Annotated in this window: 19 protein-coding genes; 14 read left to right on the forward strand and 5 right to left on the reverse strand. The window is 63.9% G+C overall.

What is annotated here, in order from left to right:
- Nucleotides 1–165: 165 nt before the first annotated feature.
- The 5 genes from AC1DVV_RS15615 to AC1DVV_RS15635 form a co-directional block, all read right to left on the reverse strand.
- A complete protein-coding gene (locus AC1DVV_RS15615; protein WP_457281407.1) occupies nt 166–2,850 on the reverse strand; it encodes a hypothetical protein in 2,685 nt (894 codons plus the stop codon).
- Between the two features lie 71 nt (nt 2,851–2,921).
- Entirely contained in the window at nt 2,922–8,960 is a 6,039-nt protein-coding gene (locus tag AC1DVV_RS15620; protein WP_457281408.1) for an SdrD B-like domain-containing protein, read from the reverse strand.
- A 116-nt stretch (nt 8,961–9,076) separates the two neighbouring features.
- Entirely contained in the window at nt 9,077–11,719 is a 2,643-nt protein-coding gene (locus AC1DVV_RS15625) for a beta strand repeat-containing protein (protein WP_477701967.1), read from the reverse strand.
- 118 nt (nt 11,720–11,837) lie between these two features.
- Nucleotides 11,838–12,338 carry a hypothetical protein gene (locus AC1DVV_RS15630; protein ID WP_477666468.1) on the reverse strand — a complete coding sequence of 167 codons (501 nt, stop codon included), beginning with the start codon at nt 12,336–12,338 and terminating at the stop codon, nt 11,838–11,840.
- Nucleotides 12,339–13,023: 685 nt separating this feature from the next.
- Nucleotides 13,024–14,514 (reverse strand): aminotransferase-like domain-containing protein, encoded by a 1,491-nt coding sequence (locus tag AC1DVV_RS15635; RefSeq protein ID WP_477689536.1) that lies wholly within the window; start codon nt 14,512–14,514, stop codon nt 13,024–13,026.
- Between the two features lie 121 nt (nt 14,515–14,635).
- Here AC1DVV_RS15635 and AC1DVV_RS15640 point away from each other — a divergent pair, with 121 nt between their 5' ends.
- The 14 genes from AC1DVV_RS15640 (at nt 14,636) to AC1DVV_RS15705 (ending at nt 24,789) form a co-directional block, all read left to right on the forward strand.
- Nucleotides 14,636–15,247, forward strand: a complete 612-nt coding sequence (locus AC1DVV_RS15640; protein WP_457281412.1) for a LysE family translocator — start codon at nt 14,636–14,638, stop codon at nt 15,245–15,247.
- Complete coding sequence (locus AC1DVV_RS15645) at nt 15,244–16,200, forward strand: DMT family transporter (protein ID WP_477701966.1); 957 nt, start codon at nt 15,244–15,246, stop codon at nt 16,198–16,200. The genes AC1DVV_RS15640 and AC1DVV_RS15645 overlap by 4 nt, the downstream gene beginning before the upstream one ends.
- Nucleotides 16,200–16,532, forward strand: coding sequence for an antibiotic biosynthesis monooxygenase family protein (locus AC1DVV_RS15650; RefSeq protein WP_457281414.1), 333 nt, complete (start codon nt 16,200–16,202; stop codon nt 16,530–16,532). Before AC1DVV_RS15645 ends, AC1DVV_RS15650 begins: the two co-directional genes overlap by 1 nt.
- Before the next feature lie 69 nt (nt 16,533–16,601).
- Complete coding sequence (locus tag AC1DVV_RS15655; protein WP_477701965.1) at nt 16,602–17,063, forward strand: RidA family protein; 462 nt, start codon at nt 16,602–16,604, stop codon at nt 17,061–17,063.
- A gap of 5 nt (nt 17,064–17,068) precedes the next feature.
- Nucleotides 17,069–17,398 carry a DHCW motif cupin fold protein gene (locus AC1DVV_RS15660; RefSeq protein ID WP_457281416.1) on the forward strand — a complete coding sequence of 110 codons (330 nt, stop codon included), beginning with the start codon at nt 17,069–17,071 and terminating at the stop codon, nt 17,396–17,398.
- Nucleotides 17,399–17,505: 107 nt separating this feature from the next.
- Nucleotides 17,506–18,153 carry a DJ-1/PfpI family protein gene (locus AC1DVV_RS15665; protein WP_457281417.1) on the forward strand — a complete coding sequence of 216 codons (648 nt, stop codon included), beginning with the start codon at nt 17,506–17,508 and terminating at the stop codon, nt 18,151–18,153.
- A 19-nt stretch (nt 18,154–18,172) separates the two neighbouring features.
- Nucleotides 18,173–18,634 carry a DUF6196 family protein gene (locus AC1DVV_RS15670; RefSeq protein WP_457281418.1) on the forward strand — a complete coding sequence of 154 codons (462 nt, stop codon included), beginning with the start codon at nt 18,173–18,175 and terminating at the stop codon, nt 18,632–18,634.
- A 114-nt stretch (nt 18,635–18,748) separates the two neighbouring features.
- On the forward strand, nt 18,749–19,942 hold the full coding sequence (locus AC1DVV_RS15675) for an aminotransferase-like domain-containing protein (RefSeq protein WP_477666465.1): 1,194 nt from the start codon (nt 18,749–18,751) through the stop codon (nt 19,940–19,942).
- Between the two features lie 21 nt (nt 19,943–19,963).
- Nucleotides 19,964–20,584 carry a glutathione S-transferase family protein gene (locus tag AC1DVV_RS15680; protein ID WP_457281420.1) on the forward strand — a complete coding sequence of 207 codons (621 nt, stop codon included), beginning with the start codon at nt 19,964–19,966 and terminating at the stop codon, nt 20,582–20,584.
- Nucleotides 20,585–20,619: 35 nt separating this feature from the next.
- Nucleotides 20,620–21,534 (forward strand): PhzF family phenazine biosynthesis protein, encoded by a 915-nt coding sequence (locus tag AC1DVV_RS15685; RefSeq protein ID WP_457281421.1) that lies wholly within the window; start codon nt 20,620–20,622, stop codon nt 21,532–21,534.
- Between the two features lie 15 nt (nt 21,535–21,549).
- Nucleotides 21,550–22,263 (forward strand): VOC family protein, encoded by a 714-nt coding sequence (locus AC1DVV_RS15690; protein ID WP_477666464.1) that lies wholly within the window; start codon nt 21,550–21,552, stop codon nt 22,261–22,263.
- 1 nt (nt 22,264) lies between these two features.
- Nucleotides 22,265–22,903 (forward strand): LysE family translocator, encoded by a 639-nt coding sequence (locus tag AC1DVV_RS15695; RefSeq protein ID WP_477701963.1) that lies wholly within the window; start codon nt 22,265–22,267, stop codon nt 22,901–22,903.
- A 55-nt stretch (nt 22,904–22,958) separates the two neighbouring features.
- On the forward strand, nt 22,959–23,981 hold the full coding sequence (locus tag AC1DVV_RS15700; protein WP_477701962.1) for a threonine dehydratase: 1,023 nt from the start codon (nt 22,959–22,961) through the stop codon (nt 23,979–23,981).
- A gap of 139 nt (nt 23,982–24,120) precedes the next feature.
- A complete protein-coding gene (locus AC1DVV_RS15705) occupies nt 24,121–24,789 on the forward strand; it encodes a histidine phosphatase family protein (RefSeq protein WP_477701961.1) in 669 nt (222 codons plus the stop codon).
- Nucleotides 24,790–24,844 lie beyond the last annotated feature (55 nt).

Consider the following 24,844-nt stretch of genomic DNA (forward strand, 5'->3'; position numbering starts at 1 on the left):
CAGCTATCTATTTAGGAGTTTAGGAACTCAGCTCATCTGGTGATGAACTTTGCTTCCCAAGCCCCCAACTTAATAGCTGCCCAGGCACATATTCGATGTCAATGGCCAAAACTACAGAACAGCCTGAAAAAAGCCGTTTTCCGCCTCTGTGAGCACCAGGGAAGCCTACTGATCGACCTTGACACGGTAAGTGACGACGATTTGTGCCCCAGAGGCCAGCGAACCGGTAAAAGTCCACTTCAATGCCCCCTGCGCGTTCACGGCCGGTTGCGTGGTCACCGTGCAGCCCGTGATGCCCGTGGGCAGCACGCCTGGGCAGGCGGTGGAGACGAAGCCGGTGAACGCCGGGGTCGAGTCGCTCACAAACAGCGTGGACAGCGCCTGTGTGCCGTTGTTGGTGGCCGTCAACGTGTACTGCAGCGTGTCGCCAGGGCTGGCGTTTACGCTGGTGGCCGAGGCGATAGCCTGGGTGACGTTGCTCACCAGCTTGGCCAGCGACAGGTCGCCAGCCTGGCCGACGGTGGTGATATCGGTGACAAGCAGGGTGCTGACGCTGAGCGCCGGGCTGGCGTTGGTGTAGCTGAAGGCCGCGCTCAAGGTTACGCTGTTCTGCGCGCCCTGGCCGGCCCCAGCGGGCACGAACTGCTTGACGATGAGGCAGACGGTCTGCCCGGCGGTGACGGTGAGAGCTGTGGTGACCTGCGCCTCGCTGGCCTCCAGCGCTGCGTTGCAATTGCTGTCCTGATACAGCACCTGGCTCCACGCAGGGCTGGCCGGCGTGGCGGTGTTGGCCATCGAGAAGGTGACTTGCCCGCCGGTGCCGGCGGTGTAGGTGTGGGCGTAAAACACGACCGTGCCGGGCTGGGCGGTTTGCGCGCCATTGGGGCTCAGGGTGTTGGGCGCCACCATGCCGAAGCTGATGCCGGTGCGGGCCAGGCCAGCGCCGGCGGTGTAGCTGACGCTGGGCCGGGTGTAGCTGCCGCCCGTGGTACCGGCCGAGCCGCCGGTGGCGGTGTAGCCGGCCGGCAGCACGGGCGTGATGACCACGGTGCCGCTGGTGACACCGGGAATCCACAGAATGAAGCTGCCATCGCTGGCAGTGGGTTCGGTGTCCACCGTCGTCGCACCCTGCATGGCGTTGACGGTGATGCCGGCCAGGCCGGGCTCCGTTCCGGCCTTCACGCCGTTGTTGGCAGTGCCGCCGCCCGCGCCGTTGTCGGCAAACACGTTGCCGCTCAGCGTGCTGCCGCTGTACAGACCAAAGTTCTGCGGTGGGGGCGGCGCGCCCACGATGCTGAACTGAATCACGCCGGTGGGGTTCTGCGTACCGATGAAGCCGGCCGGATACGCAGCCGCGATGTCGCTCAGCGTGTTGTTGCCGTCCACGATCAGGCAATAGTTGCCCTGCTGTATGTTGGTGAAGCTGTAGGCGCCGGTGGTGAGGTTGACCGATGCAGCCACGGTGGCCGGCCCAGTGCAAGTGCCGCCCGTGCGCGGCGCAAGCTTGACCCACAGCGCGCTGGCTCCGCCTATGCCGGCCTCGCCCGCATCCAGGTTGCTGTTGTGGTTGGGGTCGCTGTAAACGTTGCCGCCGAAACCCAGGGCTACCGTACTGACCACGGGCGCAGCGCAGCCGGCGCTCGGCGTGTTGGCGGCAGTGCAGGTGGTGGCTGTCGGCGGGCTGGTGCCGCCGGCCGGATCCACGGCGGTGTAATTGGTGACCGTGATGTTGCTCGTCGGTCTTGCCGTAATTTGCAGGGTCGAGGTGCCGCCGCTCGCGGCGATGGTGCCGACGAAATCGCAGGTCACCAGCGTGCCGCCGGCATTGGCCGCGGTCGAGCAGGTCCAGCCGGTGCCGCTGCTGCTGACGTAGGTCATGTTGACAGGGAGCTGGTCGACCACGCGCGCCACAAAGGCCGGCGTCGTGGTGGTGGTTGCCACCGTGAGGGTGTAGACACTGTTGGCGCCCACCTGCAGCGCCGGGCTGGGCTGAGACTTGCTGACGGTCAGCGTGGGGTAAATCGGCGTGATGGTGACGGAGCCATTGCCGCCGGGGTTGCCTGTACCCGGCGCTGTGCCGGTTACGGAAGCGCCGCCCGCGCCGCCCGCCGAGGCGCTCGCGGTGAAGGCTGAAATCAGCACCGTGTCGCGGCAGGAGCCGCCTCCCGTGGCCTGGCGGGTGGCGTTGGCACCGCTGCTGTCCACCAGTTCCGCGCCACCCACACCGGCCGCACAACCGCCGCCACCACCGCCGCCGCCGGAACCGTCGCCGACACGCGTCGTGCCGGCGGTGCCGGCCCCGCCTTGCAAGGTGCCGATCGTTATCGCTGCCGGCAGGCCGGCGCGGCCCGGCACGTCGAGCGCGCCGCCCTGCCCGCCGCCACCGCCGCCGGCGATAATCAGCCTGGCATTGGCGGCCGTGGCCACCACGCTGGCGGCACCGCCGCCAGCACCGCCGCCGGACCAGCCGCTGCAGCCGGCCTGGCCACCGGAGCCGCCGGCCCAGCCCGGAGCACCGCCCGCAAGGCCGCCCGCGCCCGCCGCGTTGGCGCAGGTAAAAGCACCTTGCGATGTGTTGCCGGGCCGGCCACCCTGTCCGACGGCCACGTTGAGCACGGTGCCGGGAGCGATGTAGTAAGTGCCGGTGGCCCGCGCACCCGCGGCGCCAGCGCCGCCGTCGCCGTTCAAATCATTGCCACCGCTGCCGCCGCCCGCGCCGTTGGCCTGGATGATCACGCCGCCCGCCCCCGCAGGAACGGTGTAGGTCTGCAGGGCGCCGGTGTAATTAAGGGTCGTCTGAGCCATCGCCCACGGCGCTGCCACCAGCATGATGACAGCGGCCCATGCCATGCGCCCCACCCTGCGGGACTGCGGGCGCAGGCGAAGCGCATGGAGGGAGAAGCCTGGACGCTGAAAGAACATCATGATTTGGGGCCCGCCGTGTTGGTAGGTGAGGCAGTAGCCGTGCCAGCGGGTTCGAACACATTCTCGTCAAACTTGAAGCGTACACGCAGGTAGACACCGCGCTGGGTGTAGGCTTCACCCGCCAGGTCAGCGGCCCTGAAACCCTTGATGTTGTAGCCCAGTGACACCCACATGTTTTTCCAGGCCAGGTAGCCGACTTCCACGCCCACCGCGGTCTCCGCAGCACCGTTACCCCACATGCGGTAGGCCTGCAGGCTGACGTCCCAGCGCTCGGTAAGGTCCCAGGTGGAGCGGCCGCCGATCAACTGTGTAAAGGAGCGGCTGCTGATGCCGTTGGACTTGTCGCGGCCCCATTTGGCGGCATAGCGCGCGCTCGTCACCCAGCTGCGGCTGGGCTGAATATTGAGGTGTGTGGAAAGAATCAGCCCGGACTCATCGCGGCTGACGCCCGGGCCCAGGGTGCTGTCCGAATCCTTTTTGTATTCGATGCGACCCAGCGCATTCCACACGTCAGTGCTCACCGGGCGATAGGCCACGCCGGACTGGGCTGTAATCAATTCACGCTTGCCGCCCGTGGCGCCGAGGTTGGTCTGCTCGCTGTAGAGGCCGCGATTGAGCAGGGTCCAGCTGTCGTCCAGCTTGTTGGCCAGCGCGCCCGTCAGCAGCCAGCTGCTCGAAGTGGTCGATGTCTGCCACTGCACCTGGCCGGACGCTTTCCAGGTGGCCGCGGCCGTGTAGTCGGCCCCGATGGTGACGGCGCTGGAATCGTCAATGGTCACACCCGACAACGGCTTGATGCGTTGCAAGCTGGCTGTCAGACCGACGCCGCTGTCCAGGCGCCAGAGCCTGCGCAGGCCAACAGCTGCTTCACTGCTGCGGCCGTTGATGCTGTCGCCCATGCGGTATTCATTGAACAGCTGCGTGCTGTCCGACAGTTCTGTGTTGATACCGGCAACGGTGGTGTATTGCGAAGTCGACGCATTGAGCGTGTAAATGCTTTTCAGACTATTGATGAAGTCATGGCGCGCATACAGACGCGTTGTGGAATTAATGGCATAGTTGCCGCCGACGCCGATCTCCCGGCCGCCGCTGCCGTCGATCGCGTATTCGGCCAGGCCGTAGACGTCGGCTTGGGGCACATCCGGAACCGGCACCGTCACCTTGACCCGCGCCGTGGTGTAACCCACCTCCTCGGACGAGCCTGAAGCCAGCGCCGTGGCGGAAGGCGTCACCGGAACGGTACTGCCAGGCAAGGCCGGACCGGAAAGCGCAGCGGCGGTGTTGGCGCTGCTGTAGCGCACGCCAACTTCCACCTTCACATTTCCGGGCAGGCTGTGTTCGAGCTTCAGGTCCGCGCCGGTTTGTGCCGCGCCTGTCACGCTGTTGGCAGTGCGCAGCGCTTCAGCGACAAGCCTGTTCTTGTCATCCACCGCGTAACCGATTTTTGCGCCGTATTCAGACTGCCCGGCCGACTGCACGCTGTTGGGGTTGTAAAAACCCGCACTGGTGCGCGCACCCCAGACGCGCGCCTGCAGCGCCTGGTCATCATGGCGGACTTCCACGCGCTGGCCTGAGCCGTTGCCCTGCAGATCTGTGCTGCTGCGGGCGATTTCACCGGTGGCCACGGTCTTTTCGCCCAGCTTCGCCGTCACGTTCAACCCGCTGAGGTTTTGGCGATTGGCGGGGTCGGTGTCCTGCACCGCCGTCGCGCCGAGCGATATACCCGGAAGGACTTCCAGGCGCGCATCGGCGCCGGCGACCGTATGTTTGGGGCCGCCCGAGTCCACCGAATAGCTGACCCGCACGAAGATCGGATTCAGGTCGGCGTCCACGCTCGGAACCGGAGTCTTGAGCAGGAGCTGGCCGCTGAAAGGTTCGATTTCGTAGTCGGTGAACTGCGCCAGCGGCGCGTCATTGATGATGACCGACGCCTGGCTGCGGCTTCGCGTGAGGATGTCGACCTGCTGGCTATTAACCACGCCGTTGATGTTGAGCCGGAACGGCCCGGAAGTGCCATTGGCGCGGAATTCCTGCACCAGCTGTGTCGTCGCCGTGCGGCTTGCAAAACCTTCCACGGTCACTGCGCCTTCCTGGTAACGGCCCTTGACACCGTTCAGGGCGCGCGCGTATTGCGTGAGCTGACGTGCGGCGTTGTCGCTCTGGGTTGAATAGTCGCCCAGCAGTGCGTAGTTGGTGCCGTTTTGCAGCATCACGTAGAGCTTGCCGGTGGACTGGGCGTCAAAGCCACGCGCCGACGAATCGCCATACACCGGGTAAAACTGGTTGGGCTGGATATCGCGGAACAGCGCCGTATCGGAAGGCTTGTCGGAATCGTAGGCCAGCGTCAGCAGGGAAGAGCCGAGCACCTTGCCTTTGAGGAACAGCGCAGTCCGCGCAGCCGCTTCGCCCTTGCCGCCCGCAAAGCTGCGCGACGTGCTCCGGATCTGCCGTTCAAAAACATCGCCGCTTTGCGCGGGTTGCAATGCGGAAGGATTGAGGCTGCGCAGGTTGAGGGTGCCCTCCACAATACCGGCCGCAATCATGGGCCGCAGGTTGGGCATGAACTCGATGGCCGCCACAGACTTGACGGTGCCGCTGGCAATACCAAGCTCCGCCTTTCCGGGCTGGGCTGGTGGCAACAACAAAAAGCGGCCCTCACCACCTTCAACGAAGACCTGCGTGCCGGGCTGGCGTGCATCCAGGTCGGGAGTCTGCCACTGGCCAAGGCTTGCCTGCAGCGTCACTTGGGTTCGCACGGCCACCGGCAGCCCTTGCGCATCGCGCAGCGAAATGGTGACAGGGACGGCAGTCGCACCGTCAGCAATCAGCTGCGCAGGCGCGCCAACTTCGATCTTTGCCAGGGCACCGGGAACCAGGATCGTGACTTGCGCCGTTCCACGTGCATTGCCAAAACCGTCAACAGCGCGCACACCCAGCGTGTTGCGGCCGGGCCGGAGGTCAACACCGATGTATTCCCAGGCGACGACGCGGTTCTTCTCAAGACTGCTCTTCTTGCCTACCTGTGTGGCGGGTACCAGTTGCCCATTGAGGGTGACCTCAAACGTGGCGCCTAGCGGGCCTTTCACCCGGACGCGGGTCTGGGCTGAAGGCAACACCTGCTCGTTGACCAGCCCGACAAAACCCGTTTCACCATTGAGCTCCGGCAGGAGATCTTCCAGTGGAACGACTGCCTGTAGTGATTCGGCAGCGGAAACCGCGGAAGGTGGCACAGACTCCGACGCGACCTCCAAAGGCGTGTAAATAGGTTTGGGCAACCCCTGGGCGTTAGGCGCGTATGGTCCGCCCGGATCGCCCACTGCGCCCAGGGTGCCCGGCAGCGGTGCCACCGAACCTGCGGGAGTATTGTTTTTCTGTGCTCCGGGCAGACCGAGCACGCCGCTGGAGGGAAGCGTCCGGCTGTCCACCGAGGCTGCACGGCTGGACTGCAGCAACTGGCCTGCAGCCTGGGCGATCTCCGACGGATTGCCCAAGGCCTTTCGGCGAAGCGCGATCTGCTCCTGAATGGCAGGCGTGCATTCGGCGATGGCAAAGTCGGCCTTGTGGAGTTCGCCATTGATCAAGTCCACAAAACGGCTGGCTGCATCCAGGGCATTCCGGTTGTTGAGCACCTGGAGCGAAGCACCTGCAGGCAATGTGATGCTGTCGATCTTGGCGATATGGGTGCGTGGCTCGAGGCCGTAGAAACTGTATTTGCCTTCCTCGTCCGTCACGGCATAGGTGCCGTCTTCCAGATAGATCCGAACGCCCGGAATGCCTGGCTCACCCGCGTCCTGCACACCATTACGGCTGCAATCGGCAAACACCTTGCCGATCACATAGGCTTTGTTGGAAAACACACCGCCGACGACCTGGACGCGAACGCTGGACCGGTTGGACCGCACCACTCCGCTGGCGGCCTGCGCCGTATTGATGCCGTCGCCGCCCTGGCTGCCCACGCCGACGCGCACGCGGTAGGTCAGCGTCGGCTGCGAGCCGGAGGCGATGGCACCCACCGCAAACTGAAGGCTGGGACCCGCACCGCCTGAAGGGTCTGAAAGGGGCACGCCATTGAGCCGTGCCGTGCCGCGCACATAGGCAAAGCCGGCAGGCAGGCTGTCGCTGACCACAACACCGGGGAGTGCCCCTGCGCTGACGTTGTTGAACTTGATCGAGTAGTCAACAAAGTCCCCGACTTCTGCTGTCTTCTTGTTGGCTGTTTTCTGGATAAACAGGCCACCCGCATTCGCACCTGGATCCAGGGGTACGTCGAAATGCACAGGCACACCCGCCACGACGAAATTGCCCCCGTAAGAGCCCGGTGTATCGATCAGCCGACCCGCAGGCTGTACCCCGGCAGGAAGCAGCGATGGAAAGGTGAAGCCCGCCGGTTGGGTGATTACCAGCCGGTATGTGCTGTTGGCCACCAGCGGAAATTCATAAAACCCGTCGGCAGCTGTCACGACAACGCTGGGAGCCGGCGTTACCCCATCTATCTGGAACACGACGGCTGGCCCACCGGGAACCCCGCCATTGCCGGCACCGGTGACGTCGATCAGCGCTACCGTGGCGCCGGCAACAGGCTGGTTGGTGGATGAATTGAACACGATGCCGGAAGGATCCACCAGCAGCGTGGTCGTCGCCGAGACGGTGATGCCGCCGCAGGAGGAAATCGTGGCCGTCACCGTGTCGTTTCGCAGCACTTCCAGTATGCCGTCGCCGGAAGCCACGATGTGCGTCGCCGCATTGGCTGTGGGAACATTCGGCATGATGCGGAAGATGCCAGTGTTGGGGCCGGTTTCCACAGCCGTAAAGGTTTCCGAATCTCCCGTAAGCCGGCTCACCAGCGTGATGGGCACCGTACCTACTGTCGTGGAGTCAGCATTGCACACAGCAGCATTGGCCTGCACAAACAGTGGATGGCCCGGCGTACCGAGGGCGGTCCGGTTGGCATAAGAGGCGTTGCTGTAGAAAAGGATGTCTGCCGCGTATGCCGGCAACGGCAGCACCACCATATTGCTGGTGGTGGTCAACGGTGCAGCGGCGTCAGTCCAGTCCGCATAGGCCGTGCCCGACACATTGCCGGACGCGTTGGCGTTCACGCTGACATTAAATGTTCCCTGGAACAATCCGCCCTGGGGCAACGCGGCAATGCCCCAGGCAACGGCATCCACCGTGGCACCACCGGGTATTGCCGTGACATAGCTGTTGGTCGCTCCGCCCAGCAGGTGATACAGCGTCTGGGCACCGGGACTGGTAGACGGCAGGGCCGAGACAAAGGCCGTGTTGACCGGCACCGGGGCGCGCAGGATAAAAAGCGCCACCGGTGCGCCATTGACAAGCACATTCGCCGGGCTGGCCGCCATGTTTCCGTTGTTGATGGCCCTTGCGGTAAAGCTGAGAGCACCACCCTGAGTAGCGGTGGCCGACGAGGCTGAATAGCTGACCTGGATTGCCGCACCATTGGTGAGATTGATCGTATCGGTGTTGGTCGCGCTGGCCCCCTGGACCTGGCTCAACGCACTCAGGGTAATCTGGGCCGTCTGGCCAGGCGTCGCGCCCGGCGGGATCTGGCCCGTGATCAGCAATCCGGCATTGGCGCCAACGGCAACCATCACGGGACTTCCGGCAGGAACCACGGGTTCACCCGCATCCACCAGACCGTTGCCATTGACGTCCAGCACCACCTGGACATTGAGCGGTGTGAAGGCGCTGCCGCCGGACACACTGGCCGTGATCAGGTAGTTCGTCGTGCTGTTGCCGGTGTTGGCAAGGTTATGGTTGATCGTGAATGACGAACCTACGCCGATCAACAGGTTCTGGCTGGATGCCAGCGTGAGCGCTTCAAGCGTCGCCACCGTGGTGTTCACGGTGTTGGAGTTGAGGTGAACCGTCAGGCCCGTCGCCGTGTCCACAAAAGTCGCCGTCGCCGTGTTGCTGATCACCGTCCCCGCCGGGGTCGGCGCTGCCTGTGCTGCTGCCCAGAAGAGCAGCAACATGCAGGAGATCAGCAGCTTGCGCAGCGGGCGAGGAAGCATGGTTGATGGGCTTGTTGTTCGGTTTTCGACAGGGCGTCGCTTTCCAAAGGGCACGCGGCCGTGCCCTTTGAAAAGCGGGGAAGCTTTCGCTTCCCGCGCTTGAGGTCAGTCCCGGGTTAGGGGTTGATGCGTACACCGAAAGTCACGACAGCCGACTGACCAGGGGTCAGGGTGCCGATCGTCGCGGTGACGGTGCCCGCTGCGCCTGCGGAGGGGCCGGTCACGGTACCTACCGTGCTTGCCGCAGCGCTGCTCAGGGTGGTGTAGCTAGGCGTCGCGTCGGACACCACAACGGAGGTCGCATTCGCGGATCCCACGTTGGTCACGGTGATCTGGTACAGCACGCACTGGTTGGGACGGGCGCTGAGGGTAGCCGCCGCGTAGACCGTGCCGCCGTTGGCGCCTGCGCAAGCCGTGTCCAGGGATTGCGCCTTGGTAAGCGTCAGGTTGCCGGCGATCACGGTCGTACTGTCAACCGCAGTAGCCACGGCAGGAACCGTCGTCGCGTAGCTGCCATTGGTGGTCGTGACCGTGATGGTCGTGGCGTCCACTGCACCGGGGGTTGCACCGCTAGGAGCGATCACCTTGTTGAACACCGTGATCGATGCACCGGGAGCCAGACCCGCAGGCAGGACGCCCGCGGCGTGCAGCGTGCTGCTGATCTGAGGGTCGGTCGCGTCGAGTACGCCGTTGGCGTTGGCATCGTAGTACAGCGCGGAAGTCCAGCCGGCCTGGTTGTCGGCGCCGGCCAGGGTCAGCGTGCTGACCGTGCCGTTGCCTTCCAGCACGTTGCCGGTATTGGTCAAGGTGTGGCTGTAGACGTAGGAGCCGCCCGGGTAGGTCTGGCCGGCGCCATTGGGCGTCAGGGTGACCGAGCGGACAGCGCTCACTATCACCGCGTCATGCAGCGTGTCTGAAGCGTTCGACGTGGGCGACAGCGTGCGGAAATACAGCTGCGTGGTGCCTGCCGCAAAGCCGGCCGGCACACCCACCACCGCGCAGACGACGACGTTGCCGCCGGCGGCCACGGAGCCGGTGTTGGTGATGGTCGCGCCGGTGGTCGAGCAGTTGCCCACGCCGCCGTCGGCGCGGAAGCTGACCGTCCAGCCAGCGGGCAGCGTCACGCTGGCGAAGGTGTTCACCGTGCTGGCGCCCAGGTTGTAGCTGTCCGGCGACGGGCCGGTGTTGTTGGCCACGATGGTGAAGACCGTCGAAGCGCCCGGGTTCAGCGTGTTGGTGACCTGCGCGGCACCTTCACCGTTGGCAAACACACCCACGCCGGGAACACCCACGGCGGTCGGCAGATTGTTGGTCGCATCAACTGCCGCGGCAGTCACGGCGGTCAACTGGTCGTTGGTGGTGGCCGTCTTGGTCGGATCAAACACCGAGGTGGCCGTCTTGGCAATGATGAAAGGCGCACCGGTGTTGGTCGCGTTCGGCGGCAGCGTGGCCTTGAGGATCACGTTGTAGGTGGCGCCTGCGGCCAGCGGGCCGGTGTCAACCGTGCCGTCGCTATTCGTATCGACCAACGGCGTGACGCCGTCGCTCTTGTAAAGCTGGAAGGTCGTGCCGGCCGGGAAGTTGCCCGTGCTCAGCGTCATGTTGAAGGTGTCGGAACCGTTACCGGTATTGGTCACCGTGTTGGTGAAGCTTACCGTCGAGCCGGGCGCGGCCGGGCCAGGCACCGTGGTGCCGGTCAGCGTCACGGCGGCGGTCTGCAGCACCGTGAACGGCACCGTATTGGAGCCGGCCGTTACCGTGGTAGCGCCGTTGTTGTAGGACGTCGTGGCGGTGTTGTTCAGCACGCCGGGTGCAGTTCCCCCGGCCACGGTCACGCCGAAGCTGATGGTGCCAGATTGGCCAGCCGTTACCTGGTTGAGCGTGACCAGCAAGGTCTTGGTGCCCAGGGTGTAGCCCGAAGTCAGGGTGTTGGGTGCAGAACCACTGGAGGCACCAGCGTCGCTCAGCGCCGTGGCGCCCGTCACGCTCCAACGTGCAGAGCCTGCGGTATAGGTCAGGCCTGTCGGCAGAACGTCGGTGATCGCCACGGCGGTGGCCGTGCTGTTACCGGTGTTCGTGTAGGTCAGGGTGTAGGTGATGGCCGTGCCGGCGGAGCCGCTGGATACGCTGGCCGACTTGGTCAGCGTGACGACTGCGTTGGTCGTGGCCGTGGTCACGTCGGTGTTCGACTGGGTTTTCGTCGGGTCAAATACGCTGGTGCCGGTCACCGTGATGGTGTTGGTCTGTGCCGCCGTAGCCGTGCCCGGCAAGGTGGCGACCACGATGTACTTGAAGAGACCGCCTGCCGCCAGTGCGCCCGTCGAAGTGATCGCCGGGCCCGTTGGTGTGCCGCTGCCGTTGTCGGCAAAAATCTGGACGCTGGCCATCGAGAAGCCACCGGTATTGCTGGTGGTCAGGTTGAACGTGTCCGTGCCGTTACCCGTGTTGGTCAGGGTGTGCGGGTAGTACACCACGCTGCCGGGTGTCGCGTTCTGCGCGCCATTGGCCGCCAGGGTCAAGCTCGCAATCTGCTGCACCGTGGTCTGCACCACGTTCGACGTGACCGTGCGCGTTATGCCGGATGCATCCGAGTACGTGGCCGAGGCTTGGTTGCTGATGGACGTGCCCGCCGGCGGCGGCGCGGCGTGGGCCGCCAGGCCGGCCAGAGCCAGCGCAAGCGCGACAAACAATCCCACAATCCAGTGGGTGAAGAAGTGCTGCAACCCTAAAGGCTGCGGACTCGAAGGATTGGCATACATGGCTTTTTCTCCTGGCTACTTAACAACGGTGAATCAACAAACAATTAACGGGGAACGGAAAGGCGAAATGCGCCGCCCGCATGGCGGGAGGCGCAGCTGCGAAGGAAGCTGGCCGTCATCACGGTTTGGCAGCCAGTGCGGCCGCAGGTGAATCGATACGCACACGCAGACTGACCACGGTGCTGGCGCCTGCGGCCAAGGTGCCGGTTTCCCAGCGCAAGGCGCGATAGTCAGCCAGGGGAACGGGCTCTTTGCGCACGCTGCCGTCGGCCTGCTTGACCATGCGCGTCAGTGGCATGGGTGCGAAGACAGTTCCATCCGTGGAGGCCAGGGCCTGTGCAGGTTCGGCACTTGCCGCGATAAAGGTGGTGCCCGGAGGCACCGGTATGGTTGCCAGAAGCTTGCCGGCTGCAGCGGCGCTGGTATTGCGGTAGGTTGCGCTGTACTGCAGGACATCCCCCGGTTTGCCATCGCCGGCAGGCTTGAGCACGGGCTTGCCGCCCACCATCTCCACGCGCTGCGCCAGGAGCTGGGAAGACACCGGCGAGGCTTGGGCCAGCACGGCCTGGCCAAACACCAGCCCGACGGCAAAAATACAAAGTTTCAGGGCAGATTTCATGGGTAACGTCCTTTCGTGACTCTCGGCAAATGGCTGGCTCGGAGGCAGATCCATGTAGGGCCGGCAACATATGCGCATCGATATGTATTTGAGACGTAACTTTATGTTACTTATCAACTTTCAGAGCCTCGATTACTTCACATGAACGCAACAGATGTGAATAAAAACAAAAATTCCGTGAGAAAAATCGCATAAATGTCCGTATTTAGTTGAATTTCAGCCTTCAATTTGATCAATTGAAACAGTAAGTTACACGTTAAAACATTGGAAATCCACCAAAAACTCTGAAGAAACTAATGGAAATTAACTAAAACCGGATCTTCAGCTGATCAATTAGAGTTAACTCGTAACCAATAGAAACGACTATCAGATTACCGGCCAAGCCGAGTGTCATTTTCGAAAGGGGATAGGTAGCCGGGCAGCGCCAACGGGAAGCCGGAGGATGAGGAAAACAAGGAGAAAAGGGAGGAAAGGGAGGAAAGAGCAACGCTCCAGGCGCAACAAGCCAGGCGAACTCCAACGCGGAGCATGGCGGGCGGAAGACATACCCGCATAGTCGCGACCGTTCCCGGCGGGCAGCGTGGCGAAGACAAGCGGCCCGAACTCGGCACTAAGCTCGCTCAAAGCTCGCTTCTTCACTGCCGGCCCCGTTCTGCCAGGGCAAGCCGCGAAAGAAGGAGGAAAGTTACCTCACGGCATCACGCAAGCGCGCAAACACCTTCCAGAACGCAGCCTCCTGCGTGGTTGCAAAGTTGATGCGCATCAATGTGCTGGGTTTGCGCGCCGCGTGAAACAAGCCGCCAGGCGCAATCAGGTAGCCCTCGTCCAGCATGCGCTGGGACAACGCATCGGTATCGACGCCCGTGTCCACCCAGCCGAACAGGCCGGCGGGCTCCGCAGCAAATGTGCAGCCGTGAGCCAGGGCCAATTTGACGCTGCGTGCACGCGCGCCGTCAAGCCGGGTGCGAATACGCTCGGCATGCCGGCGTAACTGGCCCTGATCTATGCACCAGGCCAGCGCCTTCTCCAGCAGGGCTGGCGTGGTTAGCGTGGCCAGCAGTTTGGTGTCCAGCAGGCGCTCGATGAGATCGGGGGGTGCGGCCATGAAGCCGACGCGCCAGCCGGGTGCCAGGATCTTGGCGAAGCCGCTGACATAAATCGTGCGCTGCAGCCCATCGAGGGCGCATAGCCGCGTGGCATGCTCAGGCGCCAGGTGGCTGTAGGTGTCGTCTTCAACAATGTGGAAGTTGTGTTGCATCGCCAACTGCAGCACGCGGTGGGCGCTGCCGGGCGTGAGGCAGTAGCCCGTCGGGTTGTGGAATACGCTGACACTGACAAACAGCTTGGGCTGGTGGATTTCGCAGTATTGGGCCATCACCGCCAGGTCCGGGCCGTCGGCGCGGCGCGGTACCGGCAGGATGCGCATGCCTAAAGCGTCCAGCCGGGCGAACTCCACCGCCCAGCCGGGCTCCTCCACCATCACACAGTCCCCGGCACGCAGCAGCGTCCGGCTGACGATGTCGAGCGCATGGGTGGCGCCAACGGTGGTGATGATCTGCTCGGGCGCGGCGTGCACATTGAGTGCACTGAGCTTCTGCGAAAGCGCGCGGCGCAGGCCGCTGTCGCCCATGGGTTCACCGTACTGGAGCGAAAAGTCCCGCAACGCGCTGACGCTGGTGACTTTGCGGACGGCGGCCGGCATGAAGGTGGTTTCGAGCCAGTCTGGTGGAAACACGCCCATGCCGGGTTGCGGCTTGTTGCTGACCTTGTGGAACATCCCGCGGATCAGCGCCGTCGCATCCACCGGCGCCTGGCGCGTGGCCATCCAGGTCGCAGTGCTCCAGGCGCCCGGGGGGGTGTGGCCCGCGGGCGTACCAGTTTTTGCGTCTGCTATATTTTTTATAGCTACCGGCGCTTTGGGAGCCTGTGCCAGCGCCGCATTAAGCGAAGTATCACGGACAAAAAAACCGCGGTTCTTGCGCGCCACCACCAGACCTTGCGCCAGCAACTGGTCATAAGCCGCCACCACGGTGGAGGCACTTACACCTTGCTGCTCGGCGCACAGCCGCACAGAAGGCAGGCGAGCACCAGGGGCCAACAGCCGGCTACGGATGCGCTCGGCAAAGCGCGCCGACAGCTGTTCGGTCAGGGACTGTGAAGCGGTTTTCATCAACATGGTGTGGCCTTGGCACGCCCTGCTGGCGGCATGTGTGCTGACAATTTAACCAATACAGTTTGGGAATTTGTACCAACAACTGTACTGGTAGTGTATTGCTTTCAACTATAAAGTTGAAAGCATGAACTGGCAAGAATTTACGGCCTTACTGGTGCTGGCAACGGCGATGAGCTTTTCGCCGGGACCCAACACGACGCTATCAACCGCACTGGGAGCCAACCATGGGTTGAAACGCGCGCTGCCTTTTGTCTGCGCGGTGCCGGTCGGCTGGGGCGTACTGCTGCTGGTGTGTGCCCTGGGGCTGGGCGCCCTGGTGCTGGCCGTGCCCTTGCTGAGCTGGGCCGTGAAGATCATCGGCGTGGCGTACTTGCTGTGGCTGGCCTGGAAGATTTCACAGTCGCGCCAGTTGAGCGAGGCGGACGCGGCGCGCCTGAACGTCACTTTCTGGCAAGGCGCCGCACTGCAGTTTGTCAACATCAAGGCATGGATGCTGGCGCTGGCCATCGTGAGCGGCTGGATTGCCGGCCGCGAGGCGCCGGCCGCGCGACTGGCCATCGTATTACCTGTGATGCTGGCCTACGCTTTTGTGAGCAACCTCACTTACGCGCTCGCCGGATCTTTGTTGCGCGAGTGGCTGACCGGCCCGTCCGGCAGCGGGCGTCGGCTCCAGTGGTTCAACCGCGCCATGGCGCTGGTACTCGTGGCTACCGCCATCTGGATGCTTTTTATATGACGTCCACATCTGCCGACACAACCAAAGGGCTATGGCTCGGCTTGCTGGGCATCGTGATTTTTGCCGTCACGCTGCCCATGACACGCCTGGCCGTGGGCACGCCGGATGCGCCGCAGATGTCGGGCGTTTTCATCGCGCTCGGGCGGGCCACGGTGGCGGCCGTGTTGTCGGCGGTGTTTTTGCTGGCCACCCGCGCAGCGCTGCCGCAGCGAAAGGACTGGCTGCCGCTGGCCGTCACCGCGGGCGGCGTGGTGTTTGGTTTTCCGCTCTTCACCTCGATCGCCATGCGCTACGTGGAAGCCGTACATGCAAGCGTCATTCTCGGCGTGCTGCCCCTGGCCACCGCGGCGGTGGGCGCCCTGCTGCACCGCCAGCGTCCGTCTGCCGGCTTCTGGCTGTGTGCGGCACTGGGCAGCGCGCTGGTGGTTCTGTTCGCCATGCTGCGTTCAAACAGTGTGGGCGGGCTGTCCATCCATTTTGCTGACCTTTTGTTGCTGGCCGCCTGTTTGTGCGCAGCCGTCGGTTACGGCTACGGTGCGCGGCTGTCCCAGCACATGCGCGCCGAGCACGTGATCTGCTGGGCCTTGGTGCTCTCGCTGCCCTTGACTTTGCCCCTGTCTCTTTTCAGCTGGCCCACAGCACCACTCAAGGTCAGCGCCTGGGCCGGCTTTGCCTACGTGGCGGTGTTCTCGGCCTGGTTGGGATTTTTTGCCTGGTACCGCGGCCTGGCGCTCGGCGGTACGGTGCGTGTCAGCCAGGTGCAGTTGGTGCAGCCGTTTTTGTCCATGTTGTTTTCTGTGCCGCTGCTTGGCGAGCACCTGGACGCCGTCACCGTCGGCTTCGGGCTGGCCGTGATTGCCACCGTTTTCATCGGAAAAAAAATGCCGGTGCAGTCAGGCGCTCGCGTCCGGGCCGCCAAACCTGGCTCTTTGCTTAACACCAGAAAGTTGTGATGTACTCAGCCGCCTTTATTTTTGAACCCGGCACCTACGACGAACGGTTCCACACGCTGGACGCGCTGATCGAAGAAGCCGCCCAGGCCACGCCTGGCTACCTGGGCGCGGAGTCCTGGCGTTCGCCGGATGGCGTGCTGACCAATGCCACTTACTTCTGGGAAACCGAAGAATCGCTGCGCGTTTTTTCAGCACACCCCAAGCACCTGGAAGCCAAACGCCAGTACACGCAGTGGTACAAAGGTTTTCACATCGTCATCTCGCAGGTGTTGCGCTCTTACGGCGACGGCACCATCGCGCACATCACGCCCAACCAGCGGAAACGGGCATGAAGTGGGCATGAAGCGACCCGCCGCTTTTGCACTTCTTTCCAGGATATCTCCTATAACAAGGAACCATCGATGACCCCCGAACAACGCCTGCAGCAACTCGGCCTGATCATGCCGCCCGTCGTGACACCTCGCGGTAATTTCGATGCCTGGGTGCTCGACGGTTCCATGCTGTACCTGTCGGGCAAGGGCTCGCCGCTGCGGCAAGACCTGGCCGTGGTGCCCAAGGTCGGGCGCGAGATCAGCGCGGAGGAAGCCCGCGCCCATGCCCACGACGTCGGACTGAACCTGATTGCCACCATGAAGGCCGCCCTGGGCGAACTTTCGCGCGTGCGGCGCGTGGTCAAGCTGCTGGGAATGGTCAACGCAACACCCGACTTCATGGGTCATACCGAAGTCATCAACGGCTGCTCAGATCTGCTGGTGCAGGTATTCGGTGAGGCCGGCCGCCATGCGCGCTCGGCAGTCGGTGTGGGCTCCCTGCCGCGCGGATTTGCAGTGGAAATCGAAGCCATCGTGTCGGTCACGGAGTAATCAGCATGCAAATCAACGAAATCCCCTTCGGCACCACCGACTGGTCCAACGTGGAGCGCACCGAACATTCCGCCCTGGAAGGCAAGGCCTTCTGGCGCACTCGCAAGTTTGGCGACGTGCGCGTGCGCATGGTGGAGTACACACCCGGATATGTTTCCGACCACTGGTGCAGCAAAGGCCACATCCTGCTTTGCCTGGAAGGCGAGTTGCAGACGGAACTGGACAACGGCAGTGTGCATGTGCTGTTGCCCGGCATGAGCTACCAGGTGGCAGACGGCGCCGAGGCCCACCGGTCGACCTCGCCTTCGGGGGCCAAACTGTTTATCGTGGACTGACCCGTCGCGAACCGTCTCCACCCCCGGTACCGATAGACCGATTCACCACAACGTTTTTTTCTTCTTTCAGTGAAGTAGCTATTTCAACCCGCATCAGGACAGCTTTCATGCATATCGCCATCCTTACCTTCGACGGCTTCAACGAACTGGACTCCTTGATAGCCTACGGAATGCTGAGCCGCATTTCGCTGCGGGGTGATGCCGACTGGAGAGTCAGCATTGCCAGTCCCACCGAGCGGGTGACGTCCATGAACGGCCTCACCATCGATGCACATATCAACCTGAGGGAAGCCAACCAGGCTGATGCCGTGCTGATAGGCAGCGGCATGAAAACGCGCGAAGTCGCCAACGATGCATCCATCCTCGGCCAACTGCAGCTCAATCCGCAAAGGCAGCTCATCGCAGCGCAGTGCTCCGGGACCTTTTTGCTCGCCAAGCTGGGGCTTGTCGGCCAAATGCCGGCGTGCACGGACTTGACCAGCAAGCCCTGGGTTCAGGCAGCCGGGGTGAGCATCCTGAACCAGGCCTTCTTTGCGAAGGGTAACCTGGCGACCGCGGGCGGCTGCATGTCCGCGCAATACATTTCCGCATGGCTGATTGCCCGGCTGAAGGGCATTGACGAAGCCCGTGAGGTGCTGCACTACTTTGCCCCGGTCGGTGAAAAGGAAGAATACGTCGCGCGGGGACTTGCCCACCTGGAGGCGAATTTGCAGGAGCGGCCCATGACGCCGGAAACGTCCGGCGTGCCATCGTGACAACAGCGGAACCAAGCCAATGGACGTGACGCCGGAAACCCCCGAACAAACACACAAACGGCTTTTGCGCGTGATGGCGCACGCGCGTGTGGACATGCTCCCGGGCGACTACACCTTCGCCGAGTTTCCCTTGGCGCAGTTTCCTGTACATCTGGTCGCAAACCCTGCCAGCGAAGCGCTCGCTTTGGTCCGCGACCATGCGGTCTGGAGCGCGCTGCTGCCCGCATCGGCATCCACCAAAGCCGAGGACCGCTACGCCGTGGTGTGCCTGCATTTCGCGCCCGATATTCCCAACAGCGGCTTTGTAGGCTGGCTCGCCAGCGAGTTCAAGCAGCAGCTGGGAACGGGGGTGTTTGTCGTCTGCGGGCACCACGCGGCCGACGGCGGCGTCTTTGATTACTGGGGAATTCCGGGAAGCGTGGCGCCGCAGGCCGTGAGCCTGATTCACGCCATGCAGGCGCGAGGAAGGGGTGCAGAATGAACGCGTTGACTCACCCTGCCGCCGGCCGCCGTCGCGGCAGCGCTTTAGCTAAATGCCTTGCAGAAGTTTTTGTGACCAGGCTTGTCTTTGACAGCCCATCAGGAGGAGAGTGAAATGGAATGGACCCAAGCGCAGCGCGCCAAAAAAATGAACCCCTCGGTGATCCGCGAGATCCTCAAGGTCACGGAGAAGCCCGGCATCATCAGTTTTGCCGGCGGACTGCCCTCGCCCAAGACCTTTCCGGTCGCCGCCTTTCGTGAAGCGTGCGACAAGGTGCTGCGCGAAGACGGCCATGCCGCGCTGCAATACGCGGCCAGCGAAGGCTACGCCCCGCTGCGCGAGATGGTGGCCGCCATGCTGCCTTGGGATGTGGACCCAGCGCAGGTGTTGATCACCACCGGCTCGCAGCAGGGCCTGGATTTGATCGCCAAGATCCTGATCGACGCCGCTAGCCGCGTGCTGGTGGAAACGCCCACCTACCTGGGCGCGCTGCAGGCCTTCACACCGATGGAGCCCGAAATCGTCGGCGTGGCCAGCGATGACGAAGGCGTGGACATCAAGGATCTCGCCAGCAAAGCTGCTGGCGCGCGCTTCTTCTACGTGCTGCCCAACTTCCAGAACCCGACCGGCCGCACCATGACCGAGGCGCGCCGTGCCGCGCTGAGCGCAGAGGCTGCGCGCCTGGGCCTGCCCATCGTCGAAGACAACCCTTATGGCGACCTGTGGTTTGACACGCCGCCGCCGCTGCCGCTCACCGCGCGCAACCCGGAAGGCTGCGTCTACATGGGCTCGTTCTCGAAAATCCTGGCGCCGGGTTTGCGCCTGGGCTTTCTGGTCGCGCCCAAGTCGCTCTACCCCAAGCTGCTGCAAGCCAAGCAAGCGGCCGACCTGCACACGCCGGGCTTTAACCAGCGCATGGTGGTCGAGACCATGAAGAACAACTTCCTGGACCGCCACGTGCCGACCATTCGCGCGCTCTACAAATCGCAGCGCGACGCGATGCTGGCCGCGATGAAGCAGGGCATGCCCGAAGGTGTGAGCTGGAACACACCGGCCGGCGGCATGTTTTTGTGGGTGCGCCTGCCTGAAGGCATGAACGCCATCGACCTGCTGCCCAAGGCCGTGGAGCGCAACGTGGCCTTTGTGCCCGGCTGGGCCTTCTACGCCGACCATGCCGACGCCCGCACGCTGCGCCTCTCGTTCGTCACGTCCAGCGTCGAGCAGATCAACATCGGCATCGCCGCGCTGGCTGCGGCCATACGCGAGCAACTACCTGCCGGCGTGCCTCAACTGCGCGCGGCAGCATGATGAACGCGAAAGGGGTCTGACATGCTTCATCTTTGGGGGCGCATCAGCTCCATCAACGTGCGAAAAGTCGTGTGGGCCGCGCAGGAGCTGGGGCTCACGATGCAGCGAACCGACGCCGGGGGCCAGTTCGGTATCGTCAAGGAGGCCGATTACCGGCGCAAGAACCCGAATGCGCTGGTCCCGCTGATGGAAGACGGTGAAGTGCTCATCTGGGAGTCCAATGTCATCGTGCGCTACCTGTGCGCCAAGCACTCGCCAGGCAATTTTTATCCCACAGCGCTGCCGCAACGCTTTGCCGCCGAGCAGTGGATGGACTGGCAGCAGACCACCTTCAACCCGGCCGGACGCACGGCTTTCGTGCAGTGGATTCGCACGCCTGCGGAGCAGCGCAATGCAGAACTGATCGCGCAGTCCGTAGCCGCCACCGAAGCGCTGCTGGCACTGCTCGATGCGCACCTGGCTGACCATGCGTTCATGGGCGGAGACCAGTTCAGCATGGCCGACATCCCGCTGGGCTGCGAAATGCACCGCTGGTTCGGCTTGCCGCAGCCGCGGCCCATTCGGCCCCACCTGGACCGCTGGTACCAAACCCTCCTGGCACGGCCCGCCACGCGCGGCGTGCTGGACCTGCCTTTGTCATAAATCTTCAAACCTATCCTGGAAAACCGAGAAACCCCATGAAGCAGCGCGCATTCAAGCAAGTCGACGTGTTCACACCCACCCCTTACTTCGGCAACCCCCTGGCCGTGGTAATCGACGGCAGCGGCCTGGATGACGCCGCCATGCAGCGCTTTGCCAAGTGGACCAACCTCTCGGAAACCACTTTCCTGTTGCCACCCGCAGACGCCACGGCTGATTACAGCGTGCGCATCTTCACACCCGGCGGCGAACTGCCTTTTGCCGGCCACCCCACGCTGGGCAGCTGCCACAGCTGGCTGGAAGCCGGTGGGCAACCGCACAGCAAAGACTTTATCGTGCAGGAGTGCAAAGTAGGCTTGGTGAAGATTCGCCGCGAGACGGGCACAAGGCGCCTCGCATTTGCCGCGCCGGCCCTGAAGCGCTCCGCGCCCAGCCCCTCGTTGCTGGCACAGGTAGCCGGCGCGCTGGGATTAAAAGCGACAAGCATCCTCGCCGCCCAGTGCCTGGACAACGGCCCGATGTGGCTGGGCTTGCTGCTGGACAGCCCGGAGACCGTGCTGCAACTGGCGCCCGATCACAAGGCGCTGGCCAAGCTGGGCACCAAAGTCGGCGTGGTGGCGCGCTACCCACGTGAGGAAACCGCGCCGTTGATTGCACGCGCCAACCGCGAAGCCAAGGCGTTCGCAGCCTCCGCACCTGAAACAACCCCTGATTTCGAAGTGCGGGCCTTCGCCGCTCCCATCGGCGTCGACGAAGACCCCGTCACCGGCAGCCTCAATGCCAGCCTGGCCCAGTGGCTGATTGCCGAAGGCCACGCGCCCGAGCGCTATACCGCCTCGCAAGGTGTCTGCCTGGGCCGCGCCGGTCAGGTGCATATCGAGCGCGATGCAGCCGGCCAGGTGTGGGTGGGCGGCGAATCGGTCACCTGCATTGACGGAAGCGTGACGCTTTAGGAACCAGCCCTCACCATGGAACGCAGCACCGCACTCCCGCCGCTGGCCTCACAGGTCGACCACCTCGTGGTGGTGGCGGCCGGCCTCGCCGAAGGCGTGCAGTGGTGCGAACGCGTGCTGGGCATCACGCCCGGGCCGGGCGGCGAGCATCCGCTGATGGGCACGCACAACCGGCTCTTCACAGTGGCCTCGCCGGCCTTTCCACGCGCCTATTTCGAAATCATTGCAATCAATCCGGACAAGCAAACCCCGCGTACGGCACCGGCCAGACGCTGGTATGACCTGGATGATCATGAGTTGCAGCTGCGGCTGAGCAAGACCGGCCCGCAGCTCGCGCACTTTGTCGCCTCGACGCCCCGTGTGATCGCGGCGGTGCGGGCGCTTTCCCGCCTGGGGCTGGATCGCGGTGAGGCGCTGGACGTCTCGCGCATGACGCCGCAAGGCCAGCTCAGCTGGAAAATCACCGTGCGTGAAGATGGTCAGAGGCTGTTTTACGGTGCGCTGCCCACGCTGATCCAGTGGGGCGACGTGCATCCGGCCGATGGCATGGCGCCCTCAGGCGTCACGCTGCAATCGCTGCACGCCAGCCACCCGCGCCCCGACGCATTGCGCGGCGGCTACGAGGCCATAGGGCTGGCCGGTGTAGGCCTCTCGCAAGGCCCGCCCAATCTCATCGCCACGCTGCAGACGCCGCGCGGCCTCGTCACCCTGGAATCCAAAGGAGCCTGAAATGTTGACGTCCACTGAACTCGCCTGGTTTGCTCTCGCCGCCCTGGTGCTGGTGCTCACGCCCGGGCCTAACATGATTTACTGCATCTCACGCACGCTGTGCCAGGGCCCCCGCGCCGGGCTGGTATCGCTTAGCGGCGTGGCGCTGGGGTTTGTCGTCCATCTGCTGGCCGCGTCGTTCGGGCTAACCGCACTGCTGCTGGCCGTGCCGCTGGCCTTTGATGCGATCAAGGTGGCGGGCGCGGCCTATTTGCTCTGGATGGCCTGGCAAGCCGTCAAGCCCAGGGGCCTGGCGCCTTTTGAAACGCGCGAGCTGCCGCACGACCCGCCGCGCACGCTCTTCCTCATGGGTTTTATGACCAACCTGCTCAACCCCAAGGTCGCCATGTTTTATCTCTCGTTCTTCCCGCAGTTTTTGCACCCCGAACGCGGCGACCTGCTGCTGCAAAGCCTGACGCTGGGCGCCGTGCAGATCAGCGTCAGCACGGGTGTGAACACAGTGCTGATCTGCTTCGCCGCGGCGATTGCCGGTTTCCTCAACCGCAATATCAGCTGGATGCGCGTGCAGCGCTATGTGATGGGCACCGTGCTGGGCTTGCTGGCGCTGCGCCTGCTGACTGAAAAGCGGGTGGCCGCATGAGCCGCCGGGCCGTTCCCAAGGCGAATGCCGCAGCTCGCAAAGCGGAGGCCACCCAATGAGCGCCGTACTCGACCGCGCGCCGGAGCTGGGGAACAGCATGCTGCCTTCGCTGCAGGAGATTGAAGATGCGGCCCGTGTCGTCTACCGCGAGTTCCAGGCCACGCCGCAGTACCGCTGGGGCCTGTCCAGCCAGCGGCTGGGCGCCGACTGCTGGATCAAGCACGAGAACCACACACCGGTGGGCGCGTTCAAGCTGCGCGGCGGGCTCACCTACTTTGAGGCACTCAGGCAACGCGGCGAGCTGCCGCGAGAAGCCATCAGCGCCACACGCGGCAACCACGGCCAGAGCATAGGCTGGGCCGCCCGCGCGCACGGCGTGCCTTGCACCATCGTGGTTCCGCATGGCAATGCGGTGGAGAAAAACGCCGCCATGCGCGCACTGGGCGTCACACTGATCGAGCACGGCAACGACTTCCAGGAAAGCCGCGAGTTTGCAAAGAGGCTGGCTGCCGAACGCGGCGCCCACATGGTGCCGAGCTTTCATGCGGATTTGCTGCGCGGCGTCAGCACCTACTGGTGGGAATTCATGCTGGGGGTGCCGCAACTCGACGTGGTGTATGTGCCGATAGGCCAGGGCTCGGGCGCGTGTTCGGCCGTTGCCGCCAAGCTGGCGCTGGGCCGCAAGCTGCGCATCGTGGGCGTGGTCAGCGCGCACGCCACCACCTACGCCGACTCGCTGGCCGCGGGGCGCGTGATTGAAGCACCGGTGACTACCTACCTGGCCGACGGCATGGCCTGCCGCGTCGCCGACCAGGCAGCACTTGATATTTTGCTGCCGCACCTGGAACGCGTCGTGAAGGTGACGGACGACGAAGTAGCCCAGGCCATGCGCGACCTTTATGCCGACACACACAACGTGGCCGAAGGCGCGGGTGCGGCAAGTTTTGCTGCGGCCATGCAGGAGCGCGGCCGGCTCAAAGGCCTGGTGGTGGGCACCACCTTGTGCGGCGGGAATGTGGACACGGCGACTGTCGCCAAGGTGCTAGCTGCCGGCCCCCACGCTTCTCGCTTCGCGTAGTGCGCTGCCCCCCGAGGGGGCGCTGCGCCTGCGGCCCGGCAAAGCCGGTTCCGCGGCCCCGGCTGGATTGGCCTTTGGGTGCCGGCACCGGTCGCACGCGTGACTGGCCGCAGTTGCCACGCACGACACAATTCCAGCCATGGGAACCCTCTACCTCGTGCGCCATGGCCAGGCCTCATTTGGCGAAGACGACTACGACGTGCTCAGCCCCATGGGGCGCCAGCAAAGCGTGCGTCTGGGCGAGTACTTCAAGTACAAGGGCATCACCTTTGACGCCGCTTTCACCGGCACGCTGCAGCGGCAGATCAATACCTTTGCCGGGATCTGTGAAGGCATGGGTATCACCATGCAAGCCACACAGCGTCCCGGGCTCAATGAATATGACAGCCACGCAGTCATCGGCGCCATTCACCCGCACAAGCTCGAAAAACCCACCACGCCCGAGGAATACCGCGGCCACTTCCGGCTGTTGCGTGACGGGCTGGCACAGTGGATGGCCGGCGTGGTCAGCCCCCAGGGCATGCCAAGCTACACCGAGTTTGTTGAGGGTGTAACCTCTGTCCTGAACCACATTCGTGCCAGTTACAACGGCAATGTGCTGCTGGTTTCCAGCGGCGGACCCATCTCGACCGCTGTGGGCCATGTGCTGGGCACCAGCCCTGAAACCACGATAGAGCTGAACCTGCGCATACGCAACTGCTCACTTACCGAGTTTGCCTTTACGCCCAAGCGGCACATGCTGGTGACCTACAACACCTTGCCACACCTGGACGCGCCCGAACACGCAAGCTGGATTACTTACGCCTGACCGTGCCCGCGAGCAGCCGGCTTCGTGGTTTTTCCGCCATTGCCGAATCGACCAC

It is taken from the genome of Polaromonas sp. P3_B4 (genome assembly GCF_056402835.1).

Excerpts from the sequence above, each read along its gene's own strand:
- AC1DVV_RS15615 (WP_457281407.1), bottom strand. The coding sequence starts at position 2,850 with ATGGCATGGGCCGCTGTCATCATGCTGGTGGCAGCGCCGTGGGCGATG.
- AC1DVV_RS15620 (WP_457281408.1), bottom strand. The coding sequence starts at position 8,960 with ATGCTTCCTCGCCCGCTGCGCAAGCTGCTGATCTCCTGCATGTTGCTG.
- AC1DVV_RS15625 (WP_477701967.1), bottom strand. The coding sequence starts at position 11,719 with ATGTATGCCAATCCTTCGAGTCCGCAGCCTTTAGGGTTGCAGCACTTC.
- AC1DVV_RS15630 (WP_477666468.1), bottom strand. The coding sequence starts at position 12,338 with ATGAAATCTGCCCTGAAACTTTGTATTTTTGCCGTCGGGCTGGTGTTT.
- AC1DVV_RS15635 (WP_477689536.1), bottom strand. The coding sequence starts at position 14,514 with ATGTTGATGAAAACCGCTTCACAGTCCCTGACCGAACAGCTGTCGGCG.
- AC1DVV_RS15640 (WP_457281412.1), top strand. The coding sequence starts at position 14,636 with ATGAACTGGCAAGAATTTACGGCCTTACTGGTGCTGGCAACGGCGATG.
- AC1DVV_RS15645 (WP_477701966.1), top strand. The coding sequence starts at position 15,244 with ATGACGTCCACATCTGCCGACACAACCAAAGGGCTATGGCTCGGCTTG.
- AC1DVV_RS15650 (WP_457281414.1), top strand. The coding sequence starts at position 16,200 with ATGTACTCAGCCGCCTTTATTTTTGAACCCGGCACCTACGACGAACGG.
- AC1DVV_RS15655 (WP_477701965.1), top strand. The coding sequence starts at position 16,602 with ATGACCCCCGAACAACGCCTGCAGCAACTCGGCCTGATCATGCCGCCC.
- AC1DVV_RS15660 (WP_457281416.1), top strand. The coding sequence starts at position 17,069 with ATGCAAATCAACGAAATCCCCTTCGGCACCACCGACTGGTCCAACGTG.
- AC1DVV_RS15665 (WP_457281417.1), top strand. The coding sequence starts at position 17,506 with ATGCATATCGCCATCCTTACCTTCGACGGCTTCAACGAACTGGACTCC.
- AC1DVV_RS15670 (WP_457281418.1), top strand. The coding sequence starts at position 18,173 with ATGGACGTGACGCCGGAAACCCCCGAACAAACACACAAACGGCTTTTG.
- AC1DVV_RS15675 (WP_477666465.1), top strand. The coding sequence starts at position 18,749 with ATGGAATGGACCCAAGCGCAGCGCGCCAAAAAAATGAACCCCTCGGTG.
- AC1DVV_RS15680 (WP_457281420.1), top strand. The coding sequence starts at position 19,964 with ATGCTTCATCTTTGGGGGCGCATCAGCTCCATCAACGTGCGAAAAGTC.
- AC1DVV_RS15685 (WP_457281421.1), top strand. The coding sequence starts at position 20,620 with ATGAAGCAGCGCGCATTCAAGCAAGTCGACGTGTTCACACCCACCCCT.
- AC1DVV_RS15690 (WP_477666464.1), top strand. The coding sequence starts at position 21,550 with ATGGAACGCAGCACCGCACTCCCGCCGCTGGCCTCACAGGTCGACCAC.
- AC1DVV_RS15695 (WP_477701963.1), top strand. The coding sequence starts at position 22,265 with ATGTTGACGTCCACTGAACTCGCCTGGTTTGCTCTCGCCGCCCTGGTG.
- AC1DVV_RS15700 (WP_477701962.1), top strand. The coding sequence starts at position 22,959 with ATGAGCGCCGTACTCGACCGCGCGCCGGAGCTGGGGAACAGCATGCTG.
- AC1DVV_RS15705 (WP_477701961.1), top strand. The coding sequence starts at position 24,121 with ATGGGAACCCTCTACCTCGTGCGCCATGGCCAGGCCTCATTTGGCGAA.